Origin of the sequence: Shimia sp. CNT1-13L.2, assembly GCF_024331145.1 — a bacterium.
In the GTDB taxonomy this organism is placed as follows: Bacteria; Pseudomonadota; Alphaproteobacteria; order Rhodobacterales; family Rhodobacteraceae; genus Shimia.
In genome coordinates this window covers 348798-367185 of sequence record NZ_JANDJO010000004.1, presented here as the reverse complement: position 1 = coordinate 367185, position 18388 = coordinate 348798, and the positions used below count along the sequence as shown (strand labels likewise).

Genomic DNA, 18388 nt, shown 5'->3' with positions numbered 1-18388 from the left:
TTAAGAAATGAGCGCCACGACAAACAGTATCGAGCGCAGTTGGGTTGAGGTCTTGTTAAGGCACAACATGATAACAATGGTCCTGTGAACTCGAGCGACTGTCCCGGTAGATCCACCTTTGTCACTTCAAAAGCACCAAGATGTACCAACCAAATCACCACCAAGAGCTATCAAGCGTGTGCTTTTGGTCGACGACAGCCAGCTTCAACGTCGGATTCTATCCGCGTCCTTGGTTCGCGATGGGTATGAGGTTCATGAAGCCGCTTCTGGCGAGGAAGCGCTCCAACACTGCCTTCACCAGCGGCCAGATCTGATTATCAGCGATTGGGTCATGCCGGGAATGGACGGCCTCGAATTCTGTCAGGCTTTTCGGGCACTTCCGTCAGATGGCTACGGATACTTTATTTTGCTGACCTCCAAGAGCGAGAAGGCAGAGGTTGCCAAGGGATTGGAGAGCGGAGCAGATGACTTCATTTCCAAGCCGGTCAATGCGCATGAACTCAGGGCAAGGATCAACGCTGGTGATCGAATCCTCCGGATGCAGAAGGAGTTGACGCAAAAGAATGAAGTTATTTCCCAAACACTAGGCGAATTGAGAAGGTTATATGGCTTGTTGGACAACGATTTGCTGGAAGCCAAAGAGCTTCAACAGTCTTTGGTTAAAGAGACTTTTCAGGTTTTCGATAGTGGGTCTGTTTCCTACATGCTTCAACCAAGCGGGCATGTAGGTGGCGATCTCGTTGGTCACTACAGGATTAGCCCCCACCAAATCGGCCTTTATGCACTGGACGTGTCAGGACATGGGGTCAGTTCCGCACTTATGACCGCAAGGTTAGCTGGCTATCTTTCGTCCAATTCCGCGGATCAGAACATCGCACTAGTTTCAAATGAGAACGGTGAAACAAAGTATCTCGCGCCTTCGCAGGTCGCCGCGAGGCTAAATAACATCCTGCTTTCTGAACTCGAAACGGAGCACTATTTCACAATGCTTCTGGCGGTTTTGGATCTTAAGTTGGGCAGAGTTTCAATGACCCAGGCTGGACATCCGCATCCAGTGATTTTGCGTAAAACAGGGAAGGTTGAGTTTCTTGGGTCGGGAGGGTTTCCAATTGGCCTGATTAAAGACGTGGAATATCAGGAACTTGAAGTGGACCTCAACGAGGGAGACCGTCTTCTAATCCTGTCAGATGGAGTCACGGAATGCTCCGGGCCTGATGGTCACCTGCTAGGTGAAAGCGCCTTGTCGAAGTTGTTATACCAACTGAGAAACCAGCCCGTCGAAACGATGTTGGCCGACCTCCACAAAAGACTCATCGCCTTTTCAGGAAGTGAAAAGATGTCTGATGATGTCTCCGGAATTTTGTTTGAATTCAGTCCCTGCGCCCGTCATTGCAAACATGTGGCCGCAAAATGCTGATCGCCTGAATTCGCCAGAACCCCGATCGCCTCACTTGCTGGCAACCAAAAAGCTGAATGCAGGGGTTCAGTCGGAGGGCCCAATCGAAGCGCAGGTCTCGCGACATATATCGTACAGACCTTTTCCGCCCAGAGATCGTACTCTGGCATGAACACGAAGCGCCGAAATGCCCCCAAACGTTTCGGTGCGGAAATTGTCCAGCCCGTTTCCTCGTAAACTTCTCTGTGAAGCGCGGAGACAGGGGACTCGCCTGGGTCGATGCCGCCCCCGGGCAGTTGGAATTCCGGATCCGGCTCTTCTTGAAATGTCAGAAGCATATCCGATCCTTGAAGCAGGACGGCATAGACGCCGGGTCGGGCCCGGTATTTGACATCGGTTCTTGGAGGTTGCCCAAATCGTCGTATCACGTTGCACCTCTTTTTGTTTGGCTTGCCGCTCCTATATAGTCGCGGTATGGCAAATGAAGGCCACTAGGGAAACCCCATGACTCTTGGAAACAAAATCGCCTGGGACGACACAGTTCTGCCGTTCCAGCTCGACAAATCGGATATTCGCGGTCGCGTTGCACGTCTTGATGGCGTGTTGGATGGTGTGTTGAAGCAACACAACTATCCCCCCGCCGTGGAAGCACTGGTTGCCGAGATGGCACTTTTGACGGCGCTTATTGGTCAATCGATTAAGCTACGTTGGAAGCTTTCTTTGCAAGTTCAGTCCAAAGGCGCCGTGCGGATGATCGCAACGGATTACTATGGGCCGCAAGAAGAAGGCGAACCCGCGCGCATTCGTGCTTACGCGAGTTATGATGAGAGCCGCCTGACGGATGGCGATCCCTTTGAACAGATCGGCGCCGGGTATTTTGCCATTCTCATGGATCAGGGCAATGGTATGACCCCTTACCAGGGGATTGCACCATTGGCCGGTGGGTCATTGAAGGCCTGTGCCGAGACATATTTTGCGCAATCCGAACAGCTGGCGACTCGCTTTGCCCTACGGTTTGGCAAGTCGATTGAGCCGGGTGTGCCAGAACATTGGCGCGCGGGCGGTATCATGCTCCAACACATGCCAAAGGCATCTCCTCATGTGACCGGAGAAGGTGGTAGCGCCGAGGGAGGCCTCCTTGCTGCGTCTGACATCCTTAACGAGGATGACGGAGAGAACTGGAATCGCGCTAACATTCTGCTCGATAGCGTTGAAGATCTGGAGATGATCGGCCCCTCCGTTTCCCCGACGGACCTGCTGATTCGCCTCTTCCACGAAGAACAGCCACGCGTCTACGATACGCAGTCTGTTAAGTTTGGATGCACGTGCTCCGAGGAACGCGTTCGCCAAAGCCTTTCTATATATTCGGCAAAGGACATCGAAAAGATGACCACCGATGATGGTCTGGTAACAGCGGATTGCCAGTTCTGCGGGGCGCACTACGAGCTTGATCCGAAGACGGTTGGATTCCAGGCGGAAGAGACCAAGGGTGAGTGACCCGCTAATTCCACTGAAACGGGCCCTTGCTCGTGAAAGCGGCGAGTCTTCGGATTTTGATCTCAATCCAGATGTTGTCTTGCCGGCGGGGCGCAAGCTGCGGCCTGCTGGTGTGCTTGTTCCTATAGAAATGCAACAGGGCGAGCCGCGCGTGATCCTGACCAAGCGCGCGTCTCATCTCAAACATCATCCGGGTCAAATCGCCTTTCCGGGCGGCAAGAAGGATGAGGGAGATGCGGACGTCACGGCCGCTGCCTTGCGGGAAGCACATGAAGAAATCGGGCTGCCTCCTGATATCGTAGAGGTTCTCGGTACACTTCCCTGCCACGAGACAGTCACAGGATTTTCCGTGACTCCCGTTGTCGCGCACGTGACTTCCCGGTTTGTTGTCACTCCAGAACCGGGCGAAGTGGATGAGGTGTTTTCGGTTCCTCTGTCCCACCTTGTTCAATCCGGTCGGTACTCGATTCAATCGCGGCGATGGCGCGGACAGAGGCGTCATTACTTTACGGTTCCCTTTGGCCCCTATTACATCTGGGGGGCGACGGCGCGCATTCTGCGCGGTCTTGCCGAAAGGATGGAAGCGTGATCCGGGTATCTGGTTCCTGGCTGGAGAACGAGCATACGCAAGCCGTGTGCAAGATGCTCACCAACGCCGGGTACCAAGCACTGTTTGTGGGCGGCTGCGTGCGCAACGCGTTGATTGGCGCAGAGGTCAACGACATCGATATTTCGACCGACGCTTTGCCCAAGATCGTTATGGAACTTGCCGCTGGCGCTGGGCTAAACGCGATTCCAACCGGGATTGAACATGGTACGATCACGGTTGTTTCCGGCCACGTTCCCCATGAAATTACCACTTTCCGCAAAGATGTTGAGACTGACGGTCGTCGGGCGGTTGTCGCGTTTTCCAAACATGTAGAAGACGATGCGCACCGCCGTGATTTCACCATGAATGCGCTTTACGCGGATGCCAGCGGGATCGTCTTTGATCCCCTGGGGGGATTGAAAGACCTAGACGCCCGAAAGCTGCGATTCATTGATGATGCCGATCAGCGCATTCGCGAAGATTATTTACGAATTCTGCGGTTCTTTCGGTTTCACGCTTGGTACGGCAATCCCGAAGAAGGCATGGACGCCGAAGCCCTCGCAGCGATCGCAGCGAATGTTGATGGAATCGACAGCCTGTCAAAGGAGCGAGTTGGCGCTGAATGCGTAAAACTCTTGAGCGCAAAGGATCCCGCACCGGCCTTGGCCGCAATGAACGCAAGCGGTGCGCTGATGAGGGTCATCGACGGCGCCGAGATCAAGCCAATCGCGCCCTTGGTGCATTTCGAGGAGTTGTTCGGGCTTGAACCCGACCCGATGCGCCGGCTTGCAGCCTTGGGTGGCGAAAATCTTGGCGACGGTCTGCGCCTTTCCAAGAAACAGCAGCGTCTTGTTGGGGAATTGCGGGAAGAAACCGGAAGCGCTCGCTCACTTGCCGAGCTCGGATACCGATTTGGCGAGTCATTTGCGGCCTCTGTTATGGTTCTGCGATGCGCTTTGTTGGAGATGCCTCTGGACACGTCATTGCTTGCAGAAATCCAACAGGGTGTGGCCGCTGTGTTTCCGATCAAGCCGAAAGACTTGATGCCTGCGTATTCTGGCCCCACCTTGGGGCAAAAGCTCAAGGATTTGGAGCGTCGCTGGATTGAGTCCAATTTTAAACTGGATCGTGAGGCGCTTCTCGAAATTTAACTATCGAGAGATTGTTTCATGTTCAGGTTTTTCGAGAACCTCGTTGATCCGTACTGTGCCTATGAGGACAGTGATACGCCTTCTCGCAAGCTGTTCCCGTTTCTCTGGGAATACTCTCAGCCTTTCAAAAAGCTCTTTGCGCTTGCAACGCTCATGTCGATCATTGTTGCCGCGGTCGAGATCATCCTGATCGGATATATGGGTCGTATTGTCGATTTGCTGTCCGGTGATCCGGCGCAGTTCTGGAGTGTTCACGGCTTCGAACTTGTTGTTGTTGGCCTGGCGATCCTTCTGTTTCGCCCGTTGCTTCAGGCAATTGATGTTCTGCTTCTCAACAATGCGGTCATGCCGAACTTTGGCACGTTAATCCGGTACCGTGCGCATAAACATGTTCTGCGCCAGTCGGTTGGTTGGTTCGAAGGTGATTTTGCGGGGCGCATTGCGAACCGGATCATGCAGACCCCGCCAGCAGCTGGCGAAGCGGTCTTTCAGGTGTTCGACGCCATTACATTCTCGATAGCCTACTTTGTGGGCGCGGCGATCCTGTTGGCGGATAGCGACCCCAGACTTGTTCTGCCGATGCTTGGGTGGGTCTTTCTTTACGGGCTTCTTGTGCGCTGGACGATCCAGCGAGTTGGGCCTGCGTCTCAGCGCGCCTCTGATGCGAGATCGCAGGTTACAGGCCGCGTTGTTGACGCCTACACGAATATCCATTCGGTCAAGCTGTTCTCACATGATGAGCGCGAGATGGACTATGCCAAGGAGTCGATCGAATACGCCCGCGAAACGTTCCAGGCCGAGATGCGTATCTACACCGTCATGGATGTGGTTCTCGTGCTTCTGAACGGGGTTCTGATTGTTGCCGTTGTTGGATGGGCGATATGGCTGTGGTCTCAAGGCACGGCCAGTGTTGGTATTGTAGCTGCGGCGACTGCTCTGACGCTTCGGTTGAACGCGATGACGGGTTGGATCATGTGGGCGTTGACCAGTTTCTTCCGCCAATTGGGTGTTGTGGCAGAAGGTATGGAAACCATCGCCCAGCCGATTTCGCTTGTTGATGTGCCGGGTGCCCCTGATCTCAAGGTCGAAGACGGCCAAATCGAAATAGAGAACCTGTCCCATCACTATGGCCGAGGCGCGGGAGGTTTGAATTCGGTTTCTTTGAAGGTTCAACCGGGAGAGAAAGTTGGATTGATTGGGCGGTCCGGAGCCGGAAAATCCACTTTGGTTAAATTGCTCCTACGGTTTTACGATGCGGAAGAGGGCAGAGTTCTCATCGATGGACAGGACATCGGGCGCGTTTCGCAGAACTCTTTGCGAGATCAGATTGGCATGGTGCAGCAAGACAGCGCGCTTTTGCACCGCTCCATAAGGGAGAACATTCTCTATGGCCGGCCTGATGCAACAGAAAGCGAGATGATCGAGGCGGCGAAAAAGGCGGAGGCGCATGACTTTATCATGGACCTGCGTGATCCCGGCGGGCAGGGCGGGTATGAGGCCAAGGTTGGTGAGCGTGGTGTTAAACTCTCCGGCGGCCAGCGGCAGCGCATTTCATTGGCCCGCGTGATCCTGAAAGACGCACCAATCCTGATCCTGGACGAAGCGACAAGCGCTCTGGATTCCGAAATTGAAGCCGCCATTCAGGAAACGCTCTACGGCATGATGGAAGGCAAAACCGTAATTGCGATTGCGCATCGCCTTTCGACCATCGCCAAAATGGACAGAATTCTTGTGCTGGACGATGGACAAATCGTTGAAGAAGGCTCACACGACGAGTTGCTGAACAACAATGGCCTTTATGCACGTTTCTGGGAGCGGCAGTCAGGCGGGTTTATCAGCATAGAAGGTGAAGAAGACGAAAACGGATGAAATGACAGAGTACAAGATCGAACGTCTGGGCCATCACGGCGATGGTATTGCTGAAGGTCCTGTATACGCGCCGCTGACACTTCCCGGCGAGATCGTTTCCGGGGAACTCGTTGGAAGCCGTCTGGAAAACGTCAAAGTCGTTGAGCCCTCCTCTGATCGGGTAAAAGCGCCCTGCCGCCATTTTCGCAGCTGCGGAGGGTGCCAGCTGCAACATGCAAGCGACTCTTTTGTTGCCGATTGGAAAACCGATGTGGTGAGGCAGGCTCTTGCAGCTCAGGGACTGGAAGCAGAGTTTCATCCAATCCAAACGTCTTCCCCCATGTCCCGGCGCAGGGCGGTTTTCTCGGCTCGCCGTACGAAAAAGGGCGCAACCGTTGGGTTTCATGCCCGTAGCAGCGATGTGATAACCGAAATTCCAGAGTGTCAGTTGCTGTTGCCGCAACTTCGCGACGGTATTGCAGCGTTGAAAGAGCTTGCCATTGTTGGCGGGAGTCGCAAGGGCGAGATGAGTGTGACGGTTGCCGTCTCCGCCAATGGGCTGGACGTCGCCGTAACCGGCGGCAAACCCCTTGATGGTCCGCTGCAAAACCTGCTCGCCCAGGAAACAGAACGCCATAAGCTGGCGCGATTGAGCTGGGATGGTGAAGTTGTTGCCGCGAGACACGCGGCCAGTCAAAATTTCGGTCAGGCTCAGGTCGTTCCTCCGGCAGGAGCATTTCTCCAGGCTACGGATGAAGGTGAAAAGGCGCTTTTGGCCGCGGTCGAAAGCGCGATTGAAGGCGCTGGGCGCAAGGGCGTCGATTTGTTTGCCGGCTGCGGCACCTTCACGCTGCCCTTGGCCTTGAGACATGAGATGCACGCTGTCGAAGGTGCGCGCCCGATGATGGAGGCGCTGGATCAGGGTTGGCGTAAGTCACAAGGTTTGAAGAGAGTGACGACGGAAACACGCGATCTCTTCAGGAATCCGGTGATGGCTAAAGATCTAGACTATGACCTCGCCGTGGTTGATCCGCCTCGGGCGGGTGCCGCCGCTCAGGTTAAGCAGTTGGCGATGTCCGCTGTTCCGGTCATTGCATTCGTATCGTGTAATCCGGTCACATTTGCCCGAGACGCCAAGACACTGGTTGAAGCGGGCTATGAACTAGATTGGATTCAGGTGGTTGATCAGTTTCGGTGGTCGACACACATTGAACTTGCTGCTTGCTTCTCTCGATGAGGCATCACGATATCGTGGAACCCCAGCCTTTTCTGTACTCGAAACCAGCAACACTGTAAGACAGCACCCAAAAGGATCGTTTCCATGCGCAGGTTCGCAGTTGCCCTATTGATCTTGAGTCTTGTTGGCCTTGCCGGGTGTGCGTCGAAGTTCAAGACTTACAACGGGCCAGAAGTTACGCGGATTCTCGTCTACAAAGACAGCCGCAAAATGTATCTGATGCATCAAGACGATGTTTTGGAAACCTATGACATCGGACTGGGATTTGCACCCGAAGGTGACAAGACGATTCTAGGTGACGGGCGTACGCCCGAAGGCGACTATATTATCGACCGTCGCAATCCAAACAGCGCCTTTCATTTGTCCCTGGGTATTTCCTATCCAAATGCGGCGGACAGAGCTTACGCATCTTCACAGGGAAAAGATCCCGGCGGCGACATCTTCATCCATGGCCGCCCCTGGAAGAACCGGAAAGGCGGACCTGATTGGACGGCCGGCTGTATCGCCGTTACCAACAGCGAAATGGAAGATATCTACGCGATGGTTCGAAACGGGACACCGATTTCGATCTATCCGTGAACCTGCGGAGTATCGACCGGGCTGCCCGTCACGAGTGTCCACCAGATTTTGCCGTTTGATTCCTGATACCAGGCAAAGCCCATGTGGCGTGCTTCTGGGTTAAGCAGAATCGTACGTGTTCCTTCATCGGCAAGCCATGCTTCGATGGTTTGCATGTCGGTCTCATAGGTTTCAGAGATGTTTTCGCCAAGAAAACGACCAGTGTAGCCAACGCGTTGCACGCGCTGCAGAGGCGAAGAGCCGTCAGAGCCAAAGTGCCAAGGGCGGTTCTGGATGGACATGTCTCGAGAGTGCGTTGCCGCCGCTGCGTTTAGCTGTGCATTCAATTCGAGAGCAGGGGCACCTGAAGCCTGACGCAGCGCATTGATGGAGTCGAGAACGCGATACTGAATTTTGGCTGTGCTGTTGGACGAGATCTTATACTGTCGCGTGCTGCCAGATCCGCCGGTTGTCGTGTCGCAGCCTGCAAGCACAATTACTGCGGCGGTGAAAAGCGCAATTAGTCGCGTCATTGCTCGTCCCATCATTTTTCCTTTGGACTCACCTCTACATTAGCGTCCGTTGCCTTGAAAACCCACATCAGCGTGACTTCGCCAAATGACATGTGTTTGATTTGCGACTGCGGCTTTCAGGCAATATTCTTTCGCGGAACAGAAAACTCAAAGAGGTTTGGAGAGCTACAATGGAAGACAATAGCCCAAAAGGATTTGGACGCCGCTCGTTCCTTGCGGCTGGTGCCGCCTTTATCGGTGCGCCCGCGCTTGCACAGACCGAGTCCTCCACGACCGAAGTTGAGCGTGATCTCAGCGAGGTTGTCGTACGCAACATCTCAAGCTTTCGAGCACTGGATTGGACGCCTTATTTCTCCAATCTGAGAAATGGCGCCATCTTGGTGGATGTTACATCACGCGCTCTGCACTATTGGTCTGAAGATGGTGAAACGTACAAGCTTTACCCATCATCTGTCCCGTTGACCGAGGATTTGACACGCCGGGGACGCACCAAGGTGGTGCGCAAGGTGGAAGGTCCAAGCTGGCGGCCGACTCCTGCGATGCGTAAACGCAATCCTGAATGGCCCGATCATGTTCCGCCGGGGCCTGACAATCCGCTTGGCACACACGCTCTTTACCTAAGCTGGACGTATTACCGTATTCACGGAACACACGATACACGCAAGATTGGCCGGCGTTCGTCCAATGGCTGCATCGGGCTCTATAACGAGCATATTTCGGAGTTGTTCGGTTTGGCCAAAGTTGGCACGCAAGTGTTGCTTATTTGACGACATTTTGGCCGTTGGGCCTTGAGAATCCGTATCTTGGGTTTGCAATTGATCTGAATTGCGGTTTAGACAAAGATACGAGGTAAGTCTTGGGTGCTTGTCGTCGCCCTCACACTATGGCGGCAAGCTTTTATCTGGAGGATAACATGAAAAAACTCGTTCTCGCTGCTGCTCTGACCGCCGCTGCTTCGACCGCATTCGCTGGTTCGATGGCTGATCCGGTTGTTGAGCCGACTGTAGTTGAAGCCGAAGCAAGCTCGTCGAGCGCTGCTATCTGGGTTCCGCTGCTCCTGATCGCTCTGGTTGCTGCAGCTGCATCGTAATTTTACGATACACTACTAAAGAAAAAGGCGGAGCCGATGGCTCCGCCTTTTTCGCATTCTGGAGGGGCTGAGCCGGCTTTAGCCAATCCAACCTTTCAGATTGTCCTTGATGATGTCCGAAAGGGCGGCGATGTGCGCATCCTGATCGTTGAGGCAGGGGATATAGGTGAACTCCTCACCGCCAGCCTCTTCGAAGCTCTCTTTGATTTCTTCGTTGATCTCTTCAAGCGTCTCGATGCAGTCGGACGAGAACGCTGGAGCAATAACTGCGATGCGCTTGACGCCGTCTTCCTTGGCAAGGCGTGCCACCTCTTCAACCGTATAAGGCTGTAACCATTCTTCCGGTCCAAACTGAGACTGGAACGTAGTCTTGAGATCTGTCTTTTCCCAACCCAAGCGCTCTTGCAAAAGCCGCGTGTTCTTTTGGCACTGGCAATGATAGGGATCGCCCTCCATCAAGTAGCGGATGGGCATTCCGTGATAGGATACCACTAGAAGCTCGGGCTTTTGCTCGATTTCAGCATAGGCCGCTTCAACCGATTGCGCCAAGGCATCAATGTATCCTGGGTTGTCGAAATATGCTGGTACCGTCCTGACCGCCGGTTGCCATTTCTCTTTCATCAAGGCGCGGAAAAATTCGTCATTGGCAGTGGCCGTAGTAGCGCCAGCGTACTGCGGATACAGTGGGAAAAAGAGTATCTTTTCACATCCCGCGGCAACCATCTCCCGCACTTTCGATTCGGTAGATGGGTTTCCATAGCGCATGCAGAAATCGACCATGACATTCTCGCCGAAACTCTTGTGCATTGAAGTGGCGATTTTTGCGGTCTGATCCTTCGTAATGGTCATCAGCGGGCTTTCGTCAAGCTCATGATTCCAGATCGACTTATAGGCCTCGCCGCTCGAAAAGGGGCGCTTCGTCAGGATGATTGCCTTCAGGATCGGTTGCCATTTCCATGCGGGGTAATCGATGACACGTTTATCCGAGAGAAATTGGTTCAAATATCTGCGCATTGGCCAGTAGGTGTAGGAATCCGGCGTGCCCAAGTTTGCAAGCAAAACACCAACCTTACCGCGTGCCACCTTTGGATGATCCGGCTGACTGTGTTCTGGGCGGGTTGCGGTGGTGTCCGACATGAAATGTCCCTTTTTCTTCAACGTCATCGCTGACCTAGTGCTTGGCCTGCTCGTGTCAATCTTTGAGTGGCGTTTCTACTGCGCCAAGTGCCTCGGCAAGACGGGTCGAAGCCGATCCCGGACGAAGCGGTTTGGGTTGGCTTTCATCAGGTGCCCAGCCTGTCAGGAACACCAGTTCAAAGGTCGCCGGTATTCTACCATCTTCCCCAAACTCGGATTCGTACAAGCTGGCAGCCTTGAGAAACACCGTTTTTCCTGTTGGATGACGTAGGCGTCCGGAAAGCGCATTGGTTTCCCCCATCGCGCGCAAGTCTTTCATGAGATGCCAGGGAGTTTTGTAGGTCACCTTCATGGGCACGGAATCGGCTACTGGAAGCGCAAGGCCGGCCCTTTGCAGCAAAGCTCCGAGATCCCGAATTTCCCCCATGGGGACGACGCGTGGGGAAAGGCCGTTTCTTTCTTCGCTTTCGGCCTGTCCGAGAGCGGCACGTAGTTCGGTGAGGGTTTGTCCTCCGAACGTGACGCACATGAAAAGCCCGTCGCTTTTCAGTGCGCGGTGACATTGAATGATCTGGCCAACGGGATCGTTTGCCCAGTGTAGGCAAAGTGCATGGATCACAAGGTCAAATGACTTTGGCTCCAGATCAAGAAGATCGGTATCCGGAACGACACGCGCATTGGGAAAAATCGCTGCCCAAACTTCGGGGAAGGGCGACACAACCGCAACGTTTGTAAAGTCTCTGTTAACCAAAGACAGACGATCCTGAACATCATCGAAAGCAAGCTTCTGAAGAAACATCCCCTTGTTGCGATCCGCGCGAGATCGGTGCAGGCTAAGCGACTTTCGGTCGACTATTTCAGGCGTGGTTTGCATGGGCGGAACATATGTTGATGCAGGAAAAGTTTCAAACGCTCATCCAACTGCTTTTTCCTCCGCGTTGCGTGAATTGTGGCGCGTTGGTTGCAACGGATTTCGGTCTGTGTGGGACGTGCTGGCACGGCATGTCATTCATTGGTGGACTGGTTTGTGACAAATGCGGAGTGTCGCTTCCGGGGGAGGCCGAAACAGGTACCGAAGTTTGTGATGACTGCCTTGAAATCGAACGTCCCTGGAACAAGGGGCGAGCAGCGCTTTTGTACCGCGACAACGCACGCAAACTTGTTCTGGCTCTCAAGCACGGCGATCGGCATGACGTTGCATATCCCGCCGCGCGATGGATGGCACTGGCAGCCAAGCCTCTTGTCAAAAAGGATGCGCTTCTTGTTCCCATCCCGCTCCATCGAAGGCGCTTTTTCTTGCGGAAGTTCAACCAGGCGGCCTTGTTGACCCAGGCCCTTGCAAAAGAGCTTTCGCTTCAGTCGTGTCTTGATCTGCTGGAGCGCCCAGTGGTTGGGGGGACTATGAAGGATCTTTCCATGGACGAGAGATTTGCCCGCATGCATGGCGCCATCACGGTGAACCCCAAGCACGAAAACCTCGTGGCGGACGCGAAAATACTGTTGGTCGACGATGTGATGACGACAGGTGCGACTTTGACAGCTGCAGCCGATGCCCTCATTGCACACGGTGCCAAGGACGTGAACGTCATTACACTGGCGCGCGTTGCCAAGGATGCCTAAATTCCTCTCGAACGACATATCGACCGAGGAAAACATGTCTAAACCCATCGAGATCTACACCAGCCCACTGTGCGGTTTCTGTCACGCAGCTAAACGCTTGCTTAACCAAAAGGGTGTCGAGTTCACTGAAATTGACGTTTTCCGCGAGCCTTCGCGCAAGGCCGAGATGATTGATCGTGCCAATGGTGGGCGTACGGTCCCTCAGATTTTTGTTGGTGAAACTCATGTCGGCGGCTGCGACGATCTCTATGCGCTGGAACGTGCGGGTAAACTTGATCCTCTTTTGGCCGCTTGATCCATGACGCGCGTTGCACTTCTGCAAATGACAAGTTCGGATGACCCTGTCGAAAACCTTCAGACAGTCCGCAACATGATGCAGGACGCAGCAGTGCAGGGCGCCGAATTTGTGCTTACGCCTGAAGTGACCAACTGTGTTTCCTCAAGCCGCGCGCACCAGGCCGGTGTTCTGTCACTTGAAAAGGATGACGAAACGCTGGCCGGCTTGCGGGCTGAGGCACGTGAGCTTGGGATTTGGCTACTTATCGGATCACTCGCGCTGAAAACCGATGACAAGGACGGCAGGTTCGCCAACCGATCTTTCCTAATTGGCCCTGATGGCGAGATTCTCGCCAGATATGACAAGATCCACATGTTTGATGTGCAGGTTTCAACTGAGGAAACCTATCGCGAGTCGGACGGCTATCGTCCGGGAACAAAAGCTGTCGTTGCTGAGACTTCGTTCGGCAAAGTCGGGATGACGATTTGTTATGACGTGCGCTTCCCTGACTTGCACAGACGACTTGCAAAGGCTGGCGCGGATATACTGACTGTTCCGGCTGCTTTTTCCCATCTGACCGGAAAGGCGCACTGGGAAACACTTCTTCGGGCACGTGCGATTGAAACAGGGTGTTTCGTGTTGGCCCCTGCGCAAACCGGCCTGCATTCTGCATCGCGTGGAAAACAGCGGCAAACACATGGGCATTCGATGGCAATTGCGCCATGGGGCGAGGTTCTGTTGGACGCCGGAACGAAAACCGGCGTGTCTTGTGTTGATCTGGACCTATCTATGGTGGCAAAAGCACGACGAAAGGTCCCGTCATTGACCCACGACAGAGATTTCGAAGGCCCCTGAATGAGCGATAACAATTCGTTGGCGATTTCATTGTTTGGTGAAATCCTGATGGCAGATCAGTTGGCACGCGCGCGCCTGTCCAAAGTTCTTCCAAAAGGAATGGAGCTTTCCCATTTTTCTGTTCTCAACCATCTGGCACCAGCAGGGGCTGAGCGCAGCCCGGCACAGTTGGCAAAAACCTTTCATGTCACGCGCGGCGCAATGACGAACACGCTCAACAAGCTTGAGGTGGCAGGCTACATTCACGTGCGCCCTGATTGGGATGATGCTCGCCGCAAGATCGTGGGGATAAGCCCGGCTGGTCGACAGGCCCGAGACGAGGCGCTTTCGGGAATCGCTCCAATGATTACCGAAATCGTGGAAGATCTTGGCGAAGACCGCGTGCGCGCAGCCTTGCCAATCCTGCGGGAGTTGCGGGTCAAGCTTGATCAGACCTAATTCTGATCAGTCAGCCCGCACACTTGCCGTCACGTAGTTCACGCTGAGGTCGCGATCAGAAATCGACCATTGCCAGCTGATCGGGTTGAACACAAACCCCTTGCGATCCACCGGTTTGACGCCGGATTTCTCCAATAGACCGAAAAGCTCGTCCGGCGTGATGAACTTGTGCCACTCGTGTGTGCCTTTGGGCAGCCAGCGCATCACGTATTCTGCTCCGACAATGGCAACAGCAAAGCTTTTGGGATTGCGATTGATCGTCGAGCACAGATGCAGGCCGCCGGGTCTCAGAAGCGTTTTGCAGGCGGTCAGGTAGGAAAGCGGATCGGCAACATGTTCGACCACTTCCATATTGAGAACCACATCGAATTGCTCACCCGCCTCTGCAAGGGCTTCGGCTGTGGTGTGTCTGTAGTCGATATCCAGGCCGGACTGTTCTGCATGGACTTTGGCCACGGGAATATTGCCACCCGCAGCGTCCGCTCCAACCACAGTCGCGCCGAGACGCGCCATAGGCTCGCTCAGCAAGCCGCCACCGCAACCGATATCCAGCAGACGGAGCCCCTTGAAGGGTTCTGGTTGCGAAAGATCGCGGTCGAATTCCGCTGCAATCTGGCGGGTGATATAGTCCAACCGGCAGGGATTCAGCATATGGAGGGGTTTGAATTTTCCGTTTGGATCCCACCACTCAGCCGCCATGGCTTCAAACTTTGCGACTTCTGAGGGGTCGACAGTTGATTGTGAGCCTTGCATTCTGATCTCCATATGCTCATTTGGGCCGCCTCACTTTATATAGGTCGGACATGGATAAAAACTCGGGCCAAAAGCGCGCGGTCAGCTACCTTTACCCTCCTGTTGAACCCTTTGACCAGAGGATGTTCGACAGGGGTGATGGTCATACAATTTATGTCGAACAGTCCGGTCGGCCAGATGGTTTGCCGGTCGTTGTTGTGCATGGCGGTCCGGGTGGTGGTTCGAGCCCGGCGATGCGGCGGTATTTTGACCCGAACGTTTATCGAATAGTCCTCTTCGATCAGCGGGGATGTGGGAAATCCAGACCTCATGCGTCTGTTGAAAACAACACGACATGGCACCTTGTCGGCGATATGGAGGCCATTCGCGAGGCTCTCGATATCGAGTCGTGGATTGTGTTCGGCGGTAGCTGGGGGGCGACGCTTGCTCTCATCTACGGACAAACTCATCCTGACAGGGTGGCCTGTTTGGTTCTCCGTGGGGTTTTCTTGATGACGCGCCCGGAACTAGATTGGTTCTATGGTGGCGGTGCAGGTCATTTCTGGCCGGAGCATTGGGAAAAGTTCGTAAACCTCATTCCGGAAACTGAGCGCGGTGACCTGATTGCAGCCTATCACACGCGGTTGTTCAGCGGGGATCGATCGACCGAAGTCCGCTACGCGCAGGCCTGGGCCAAGTGGGAAAACGCACTCGCTTCCATGAATTCGGTAGGTGCAGTGGGCGAGCCTCCCGCCGAGTATGCACGGGCATTTTCTCGGCTGGAGAACCACTATTTTCAGAACATGGGCTTTCTCGACGAAGATAGCCAAATTCTTGGAAATTTGGACAAGATCGCTCATATCCCCGGTTTTGTCGTGCAGGGGCGCTATGACATGATCTGCCCACCTCAGTCCGCTTACGAGCTAACGTCTCGGTGGAAAAACGCACAACTCAGGATGGTTCACAACGCTGGGCACGCGCTTTCTGAGCCGGGCATCAGCGCGGAATTGGTCCGTGTTATGAACCAATTGGCACGAATTTGAGCGATTGATAGGTCCAGATTTTCTTTGGCTCTACCCCCAAAAAATCGAAAAATGGGGGAAACCCAACATAAAAACACACGAAAACGAAATTCTTATGGCCATTTAAGATTTAGAGGGTTTACAGGTTTCTGTCGCCCGTTAACCTGAAGCTAATCACAAAAAAGCCAACAGGTGAGGACAAGTGGCCTCGATATTGAAAATCATAGCCCAGCGTCTTGCGCTGGGGGTTTTGACGCTGTTCGTCGTTTCAGTCGTCATTTTCACCGCGGTGAACTTGCTGCCCGGGGATTTTGCGCAAGCAATCCTAGGACAGGGCGCAACAGAAGAAGCCGTAAATGCAATCCGCAAGGATCTTGGGTTGGATCAGCATCCTGTTTCCAGGTATCTGAGCTGGCTGGGCGGCGCTGTCCAAGGAGACCTTGGAAATAGCTTTGCCCAAGCGAACTTTGCGTCCTTCGTAGGATCCGATGCTGGTTCTGGAATGGCCTCGGTTGCCGCGCAGATCGGCCCGCGATTTGAGAACACCATGTTCCTCGCCGGCGTCACCGCACTGATCGCCGTTCCGATCTCGATCACTCTCGGTGTTTTGGCCGCCCTCTATCGAAACTCGATTTTCGATCGCGCAACGAACATTCTCACTCTCAGTTCCATCTCGTCGCCCGAGTTCTTTCTGGCGTACATTCTGATCCTGTTCCTTGCGGTTTTGAATCCAATGCTTCCGTCGTTGTCCAACATCTATGACGGAATGAGCTTCGGAGAGCGTTTTGAAAAAACTCTGCTTCCGGCTTTGACCCTGACATTGGTTGTTACCGCCCACATGATGCGAATGACCCGTGCTGCAATTATCAACCTTTTGGCCTCGCCTTATATCGAAATGGCACGCCTCAAAGGGCTTTCTCCTATGCGAGTGATCGTCAAGCACGCGCTTCCTAATGCGCTTGCTCCGATTATCAACGTGATTGCATTGAACCTTGCCTACTTGATCACGGGCGTCGTCGTTGTCGAGGTTGTGTTTGTCTATCCAGGCATTGGCCAACTGTTCGTGGACAGCGTGAAAATCCGTGACATCCCAGTAGTACAGGCGTGCTGTCTGATTTTTGCAGCGGCATACATCCTGCTGAATCTGACGGCTGACATTCTATCGATCCTGTCCAACCCGCGTCTGAGGCACCCGAAATGATGACAATTCTGAATTTGCTTCTCTTGGCTGTCGGAATGGCGGCTGTGGGATGGGTATTCCGCTTCCTTGGCCAGAAGATAACTGGCAACAAGCCCTACTTCCGCGATATGTCTTTTGGAGTCGCCTTTGGCTTTGTATTTGGCGCCGTAGTTCTTGTTTGGCTGGTTTGGTCCTATGTGCTCTCGCACTCGAGTGACCCTACAGTCGCCAACAAGTACTTCTTCCTCGGGAAAGCGGTAGAAGGCTTGGTGATCTTTGCCATCGCTGCGTGGATCTTCCGGATTCTGGGACGTTCCGTTGGAACGAACGCAACTAGAAAGCTCTTTCGCTCTATGCCTCTAACGGCGAGCTTTGGGGTCCTGACCATCTTGATCTATGCTTTTGTGGCTATCTTTGCCGGCATTCTTGCACCTTACGGTCAGGAAGAAATCCTGGGTGCTGCCAACATTGTGCCCGGCGGCAACCCCGCAATGGGTGGCAATCCGGACTATCCCCTTGGAACCGACCAGATCGGGCGGGATATCCTGTCTCGTTTGATCTACGGTGCGCAAAATACGGTTGGTATCGCATTTGCAACCACTGTCCTCGCCTTTTTCATCGGTGGCACTCTTGGTTTCTTGGCGGCCACTCTCGGTGGCTGGCTTGATCAGATCGTTTCAAGGGCTGTCGATGTTCTTATGGCTATTCCGTCTCTCATCTTTGCGCTTTTGCTGATGACGATTGCTGCTGCCTGGGCGGGATCGGAGAAGGGCCTGCTGACGTTCTACATGGTTCTCATCATCGCGGTCATCGACTCGACGCGCGTTTTCCGATTGGCCCGCGCGGTTGGTCTGAACATCGTGGTGATGGACTATATCGAGGCTGCAAAGCTGCGGGGTGAAGGGTTGGGGTATCTGATTTTCCGTGAAATCCTTCCAAATGCGACCGCGCCATTGCTGGCTGAGTTTGGATTGCGCTTCTGCTTTGTGTTCCTGACCATCGCATCGCTTTCGTTCCTGGGTGTGGGGATCCAGCCACCCCTTGCGGATTGGGGGACGATGGTTCGCGATCTCGCGCAGTTTATCAACTTCGCTGCGTTCGCGCCGCAGGTGGCAAGTGCTCCGCTTCTGGCGGCAGGTGCCATCGCCCTGCTGACAGTTGCCGTGAACTTCGTAGTCGACTGGATGCTGCACAAATCTTCGGGTCTGAAAGAATAAGGGAGGCTGAG

Annotated in this window: 21 protein-coding genes; 16 read left to right on the top strand and 5 right to left on the bottom strand. The window is 54.1% G+C overall.

The features are described 5' to 3' along the window. Positions 1-118: 118 nt before the first annotated feature. Positions 119-1417, top strand: coding sequence for a PP2C family protein-serine/threonine phosphatase (locus NNA36_RS11550; RefSeq protein WP_255107174.1), 1299 nt, complete (start codon positions 119-121; stop codon positions 1415-1417). Here NNA36_RS11550 and NNA36_RS11545 read toward each other — a convergent pair. Beyond that, positions 1387-1824, bottom strand: a complete 438-nt coding sequence (locus tag NNA36_RS11545) for an NUDIX hydrolase (RefSeq protein WP_255107173.1) — start codon at positions 1822-1824, stop codon at positions 1387-1389. The genes NNA36_RS11550 and NNA36_RS11545 overlap by 31 nt on opposite strands. 76 nt (positions 1825-1900) lie before the next feature. On the opposite strand from NNA36_RS11545, the gene NNA36_RS11540 reads away from it, so the two are divergent. The 6 genes from NNA36_RS11540 (at position 1901) to NNA36_RS11515 (ending at position 8297) form a co-directional block, all read left to right on the top strand. Continuing rightward, positions 1901-2893: an Hsp33 family molecular chaperone HslO gene (locus NNA36_RS11540; protein WP_255107172.1), complete on the top strand. Its 993-nt coding sequence runs from the start codon at positions 1901-1903 to the stop codon at positions 2891-2893. Then, the gene (locus NNA36_RS11535; RefSeq protein ID WP_255107171.1) at positions 2886-3482 is read left to right on the top strand and encodes a CoA pyrophosphatase; all 597 of its coding nucleotides are present in this window, start codon (positions 2886-2888) and stop codon (positions 3480-3482) included. Before NNA36_RS11540 ends, NNA36_RS11535 begins: the two co-directional genes overlap by 8 nt. After that, complete coding sequence (locus NNA36_RS11530; protein ID WP_369681657.1) at positions 3479-4633, top strand: CCA tRNA nucleotidyltransferase; 1155 nt, start codon at positions 3479-3481, stop codon at positions 4631-4633. Before NNA36_RS11535 ends, NNA36_RS11530 begins: the two co-directional genes overlap by 4 nt. Before the next feature lie 18 nt (positions 4634-4651). Beyond that, the gene (locus tag NNA36_RS11525) at positions 4652-6502 is read left to right on the top strand and encodes an ABC transporter ATP-binding protein (protein WP_255107170.1); all 1851 of its coding nucleotides are present in this window, start codon (positions 4652-4654) and stop codon (positions 6500-6502) included. A 1-nt stretch (position 6503) separates the two neighbouring features. Further along, positions 6504-7718: a class I SAM-dependent RNA methyltransferase gene (locus NNA36_RS11520; protein ID WP_255107246.1), complete on the top strand. Its 1215-nt coding sequence runs from the start codon at positions 6504-6506 to the stop codon at positions 7716-7718. A gap of 84 nt (positions 7719-7802) precedes the next feature. Further along, complete coding sequence (locus tag NNA36_RS11515; protein WP_255107169.1) at positions 7803-8297, top strand: murein L,D-transpeptidase family protein; 495 nt, start codon at positions 7803-7805, stop codon at positions 8295-8297. Here the strand turns inward: NNA36_RS11515 and NNA36_RS11510 are convergent. Further along, positions 8288-8809 (bottom strand): CAP domain-containing protein, encoded by a 522-nt coding sequence (locus NNA36_RS11510; RefSeq protein ID WP_255107168.1) that lies wholly within the window; start codon positions 8807-8809, stop codon positions 8288-8290. The genes NNA36_RS11515 and NNA36_RS11510 overlap by 10 nt on opposite strands. A gap of 170 nt (positions 8810-8979) precedes the next feature. On the opposite strand from NNA36_RS11510, the gene NNA36_RS11505 reads away from it, so the two are divergent. Continuing rightward, entirely contained in the window at positions 8980-9576 is a 597-nt protein-coding gene (locus NNA36_RS11505) for a L,D-transpeptidase (RefSeq protein WP_255107167.1), read from the top strand. A gap of 146 nt (positions 9577-9722) precedes the next feature. Beyond that, positions 9723-9899, top strand: a complete 177-nt coding sequence (locus tag NNA36_RS11500; protein WP_255107166.1) for a hypothetical protein — start codon at positions 9723-9725, stop codon at positions 9897-9899. A gap of 78 nt (positions 9900-9977) precedes the next feature. On the opposite strand, the gene hemH is transcribed toward NNA36_RS11500, so the two are convergent. Continuing rightward, the gene (gene hemH / locus NNA36_RS11495) at positions 9978-11036 is read right to left on the bottom strand and encodes a ferrochelatase (RefSeq protein WP_255107165.1); all 1059 of its coding nucleotides are present in this window, start codon (positions 11034-11036) and stop codon (positions 9978-9980) included. Between the two features lie 55 nt (positions 11037-11091). Continuing rightward, positions 11092-11910, bottom strand: coding sequence for a methyltransferase domain-containing protein (locus NNA36_RS11490; protein ID WP_255107164.1), 819 nt, complete (start codon positions 11908-11910; stop codon positions 11092-11094). Between the two features lie 11 nt (positions 11911-11921). Here NNA36_RS11490 and NNA36_RS11485 point away from each other — a divergent pair, with 11 nt between their 5' ends. From NNA36_RS11485 to NNA36_RS11470, 4 genes are read left to right on the top strand one after another with little or no spacing between them, the layout of a single operon-like run. Continuing rightward, complete coding sequence (locus NNA36_RS11485) at positions 11922-12656, top strand: double zinc ribbon domain-containing protein (RefSeq protein ID WP_255107163.1); 735 nt, start codon at positions 11922-11924, stop codon at positions 12654-12656. Between the two features lie 34 nt (positions 12657-12690). Continuing rightward, the gene (gene grxC, locus NNA36_RS11480; RefSeq protein ID WP_255107162.1) at positions 12691-12951 is read left to right on the top strand and encodes a glutaredoxin 3; all 261 of its coding nucleotides are present in this window, start codon (positions 12691-12693) and stop codon (positions 12949-12951) included. Between the two features lie 3 nt (positions 12952-12954). After that, a complete protein-coding gene (locus NNA36_RS11475; RefSeq protein ID WP_255107161.1) occupies positions 12955-13788 on the top strand; it encodes a carbon-nitrogen hydrolase family protein in 834 nt (277 codons plus the stop codon). After that, positions 13789-14226 carry a MarR family winged helix-turn-helix transcriptional regulator gene (locus tag NNA36_RS11470; protein ID WP_255107160.1) on the top strand — a complete coding sequence of 146 codons (438 nt, stop codon included), beginning with the start codon at positions 13789-13791 and terminating at the stop codon, positions 14224-14226. Positions 14227-14232: 6 nt separating this feature from the next. Here NNA36_RS11470 and ubiG read toward each other — a convergent pair whose 3' ends face one another. Beyond that, entirely contained in the window at positions 14233-14979 is a 747-nt protein-coding gene (gene ubiG, locus NNA36_RS11465) for a bifunctional 2-polyprenyl-6-hydroxyphenol methylase/3-demethylubiquinol 3-O-methyltransferase UbiG (RefSeq protein WP_255107159.1), read from the bottom strand. A gap of 50 nt (positions 14980-15029) precedes the next feature. Between ubiG and pip the strand changes: the two genes are divergently transcribed. The 3 genes from pip (at position 15030) to NNA36_RS11450 (ending at position 18377) form a co-directional block, all read left to right on the top strand. Then, the gene (gene pip / locus NNA36_RS11460; RefSeq protein ID WP_255107158.1) at positions 15030-16001 is read left to right on the top strand and encodes a prolyl aminopeptidase; all 972 of its coding nucleotides are present in this window, start codon (positions 15030-15032) and stop codon (positions 15999-16001) included. A 181-nt stretch (positions 16002-16182) separates the two neighbouring features. Further along, positions 16183-17181 carry an ABC transporter permease gene (locus NNA36_RS11455; RefSeq protein WP_255107157.1) on the top strand — a complete coding sequence of 333 codons (999 nt, stop codon included), beginning with the start codon at positions 16183-16185 and terminating at the stop codon, positions 17179-17181. After that, positions 17181-18377: an ABC transporter permease gene (locus NNA36_RS11450; protein ID WP_255107245.1), complete on the top strand. Its 1197-nt coding sequence runs from the start codon at positions 17181-17183 to the stop codon at positions 18375-18377. The genes NNA36_RS11455 and NNA36_RS11450 overlap by 1 nt, the downstream gene beginning before the upstream one ends. Positions 18378-18388: the final 11 nt, after the last annotated feature.

Excerpts from the sequence above, each read along its gene's own strand:
- NNA36_RS11540 (WP_255107172.1), top strand. The coding sequence starts at position 1,901 with ATGACTCTTGGAAACAAAATCGCCTGGGACGACACAGTTCTGCCGTTC.
- ubiG (WP_255107159.1), bottom strand. The coding sequence starts at position 14,979 with ATGCAAGGCTCACAATCAACTGTCGACCCCTCAGAAGTCGCAAAGTTT.
- NNA36_RS11490 (WP_255107164.1), bottom strand. The coding sequence starts at position 11,910 with ATGCAAACCACGCCTGAAATAGTCGACCGAAAGTCGCTTAGCCTGCAC.
- NNA36_RS11515 (WP_255107169.1), top strand. The coding sequence starts at position 7,803 with ATGCGCAGGTTCGCAGTTGCCCTATTGATCTTGAGTCTTGTTGGCCTT.
- hemH (WP_255107165.1), bottom strand. The coding sequence starts at position 11,036 with ATGTCGGACACCACCGCAACCCGCCCAGAACACAGTCAGCCGGATCAT.
- NNA36_RS11485 (WP_255107163.1), top strand. The coding sequence starts at position 11,922 with ATGTTGATGCAGGAAAAGTTTCAAACGCTCATCCAACTGCTTTTTCCT.
- NNA36_RS11510 (WP_255107168.1), bottom strand. The coding sequence starts at position 8,809 with ATGACGCGACTAATTGCGCTTTTCACCGCCGCAGTAATTGTGCTTGCA.
- NNA36_RS11505 (WP_255107167.1), top strand. The coding sequence starts at position 8,980 with ATGGAAGACAATAGCCCAAAAGGATTTGGACGCCGCTCGTTCCTTGCG.
- NNA36_RS11520 (WP_255107246.1), top strand. The coding sequence starts at position 6,504 with ATGACAGAGTACAAGATCGAACGTCTGGGCCATCACGGCGATGGTATT.
- NNA36_RS11475 (WP_255107161.1), top strand. The coding sequence starts at position 12,955 with ATGACGCGCGTTGCACTTCTGCAAATGACAAGTTCGGATGACCCTGTC.
- NNA36_RS11450 (WP_255107245.1), top strand. The coding sequence starts at position 17,181 with ATGACAATTCTGAATTTGCTTCTCTTGGCTGTCGGAATGGCGGCTGTG.
- grxC (WP_255107162.1), top strand. The coding sequence starts at position 12,691 with ATGTCTAAACCCATCGAGATCTACACCAGCCCACTGTGCGGTTTCTGT.
- NNA36_RS11500 (WP_255107166.1), top strand. The coding sequence starts at position 9,723 with ATGAAAAAACTCGTTCTCGCTGCTGCTCTGACCGCCGCTGCTTCGACC.
- NNA36_RS11470 (WP_255107160.1), top strand. The coding sequence starts at position 13,789 with ATGAGCGATAACAATTCGTTGGCGATTTCATTGTTTGGTGAAATCCTG.
- pip (WP_255107158.1), top strand. The coding sequence starts at position 15,030 with ATGGATAAAAACTCGGGCCAAAAGCGCGCGGTCAGCTACCTTTACCCT.
- NNA36_RS11525 (WP_255107170.1), top strand. The coding sequence starts at position 4,652 with ATGTTCAGGTTTTTCGAGAACCTCGTTGATCCGTACTGTGCCTATGAG.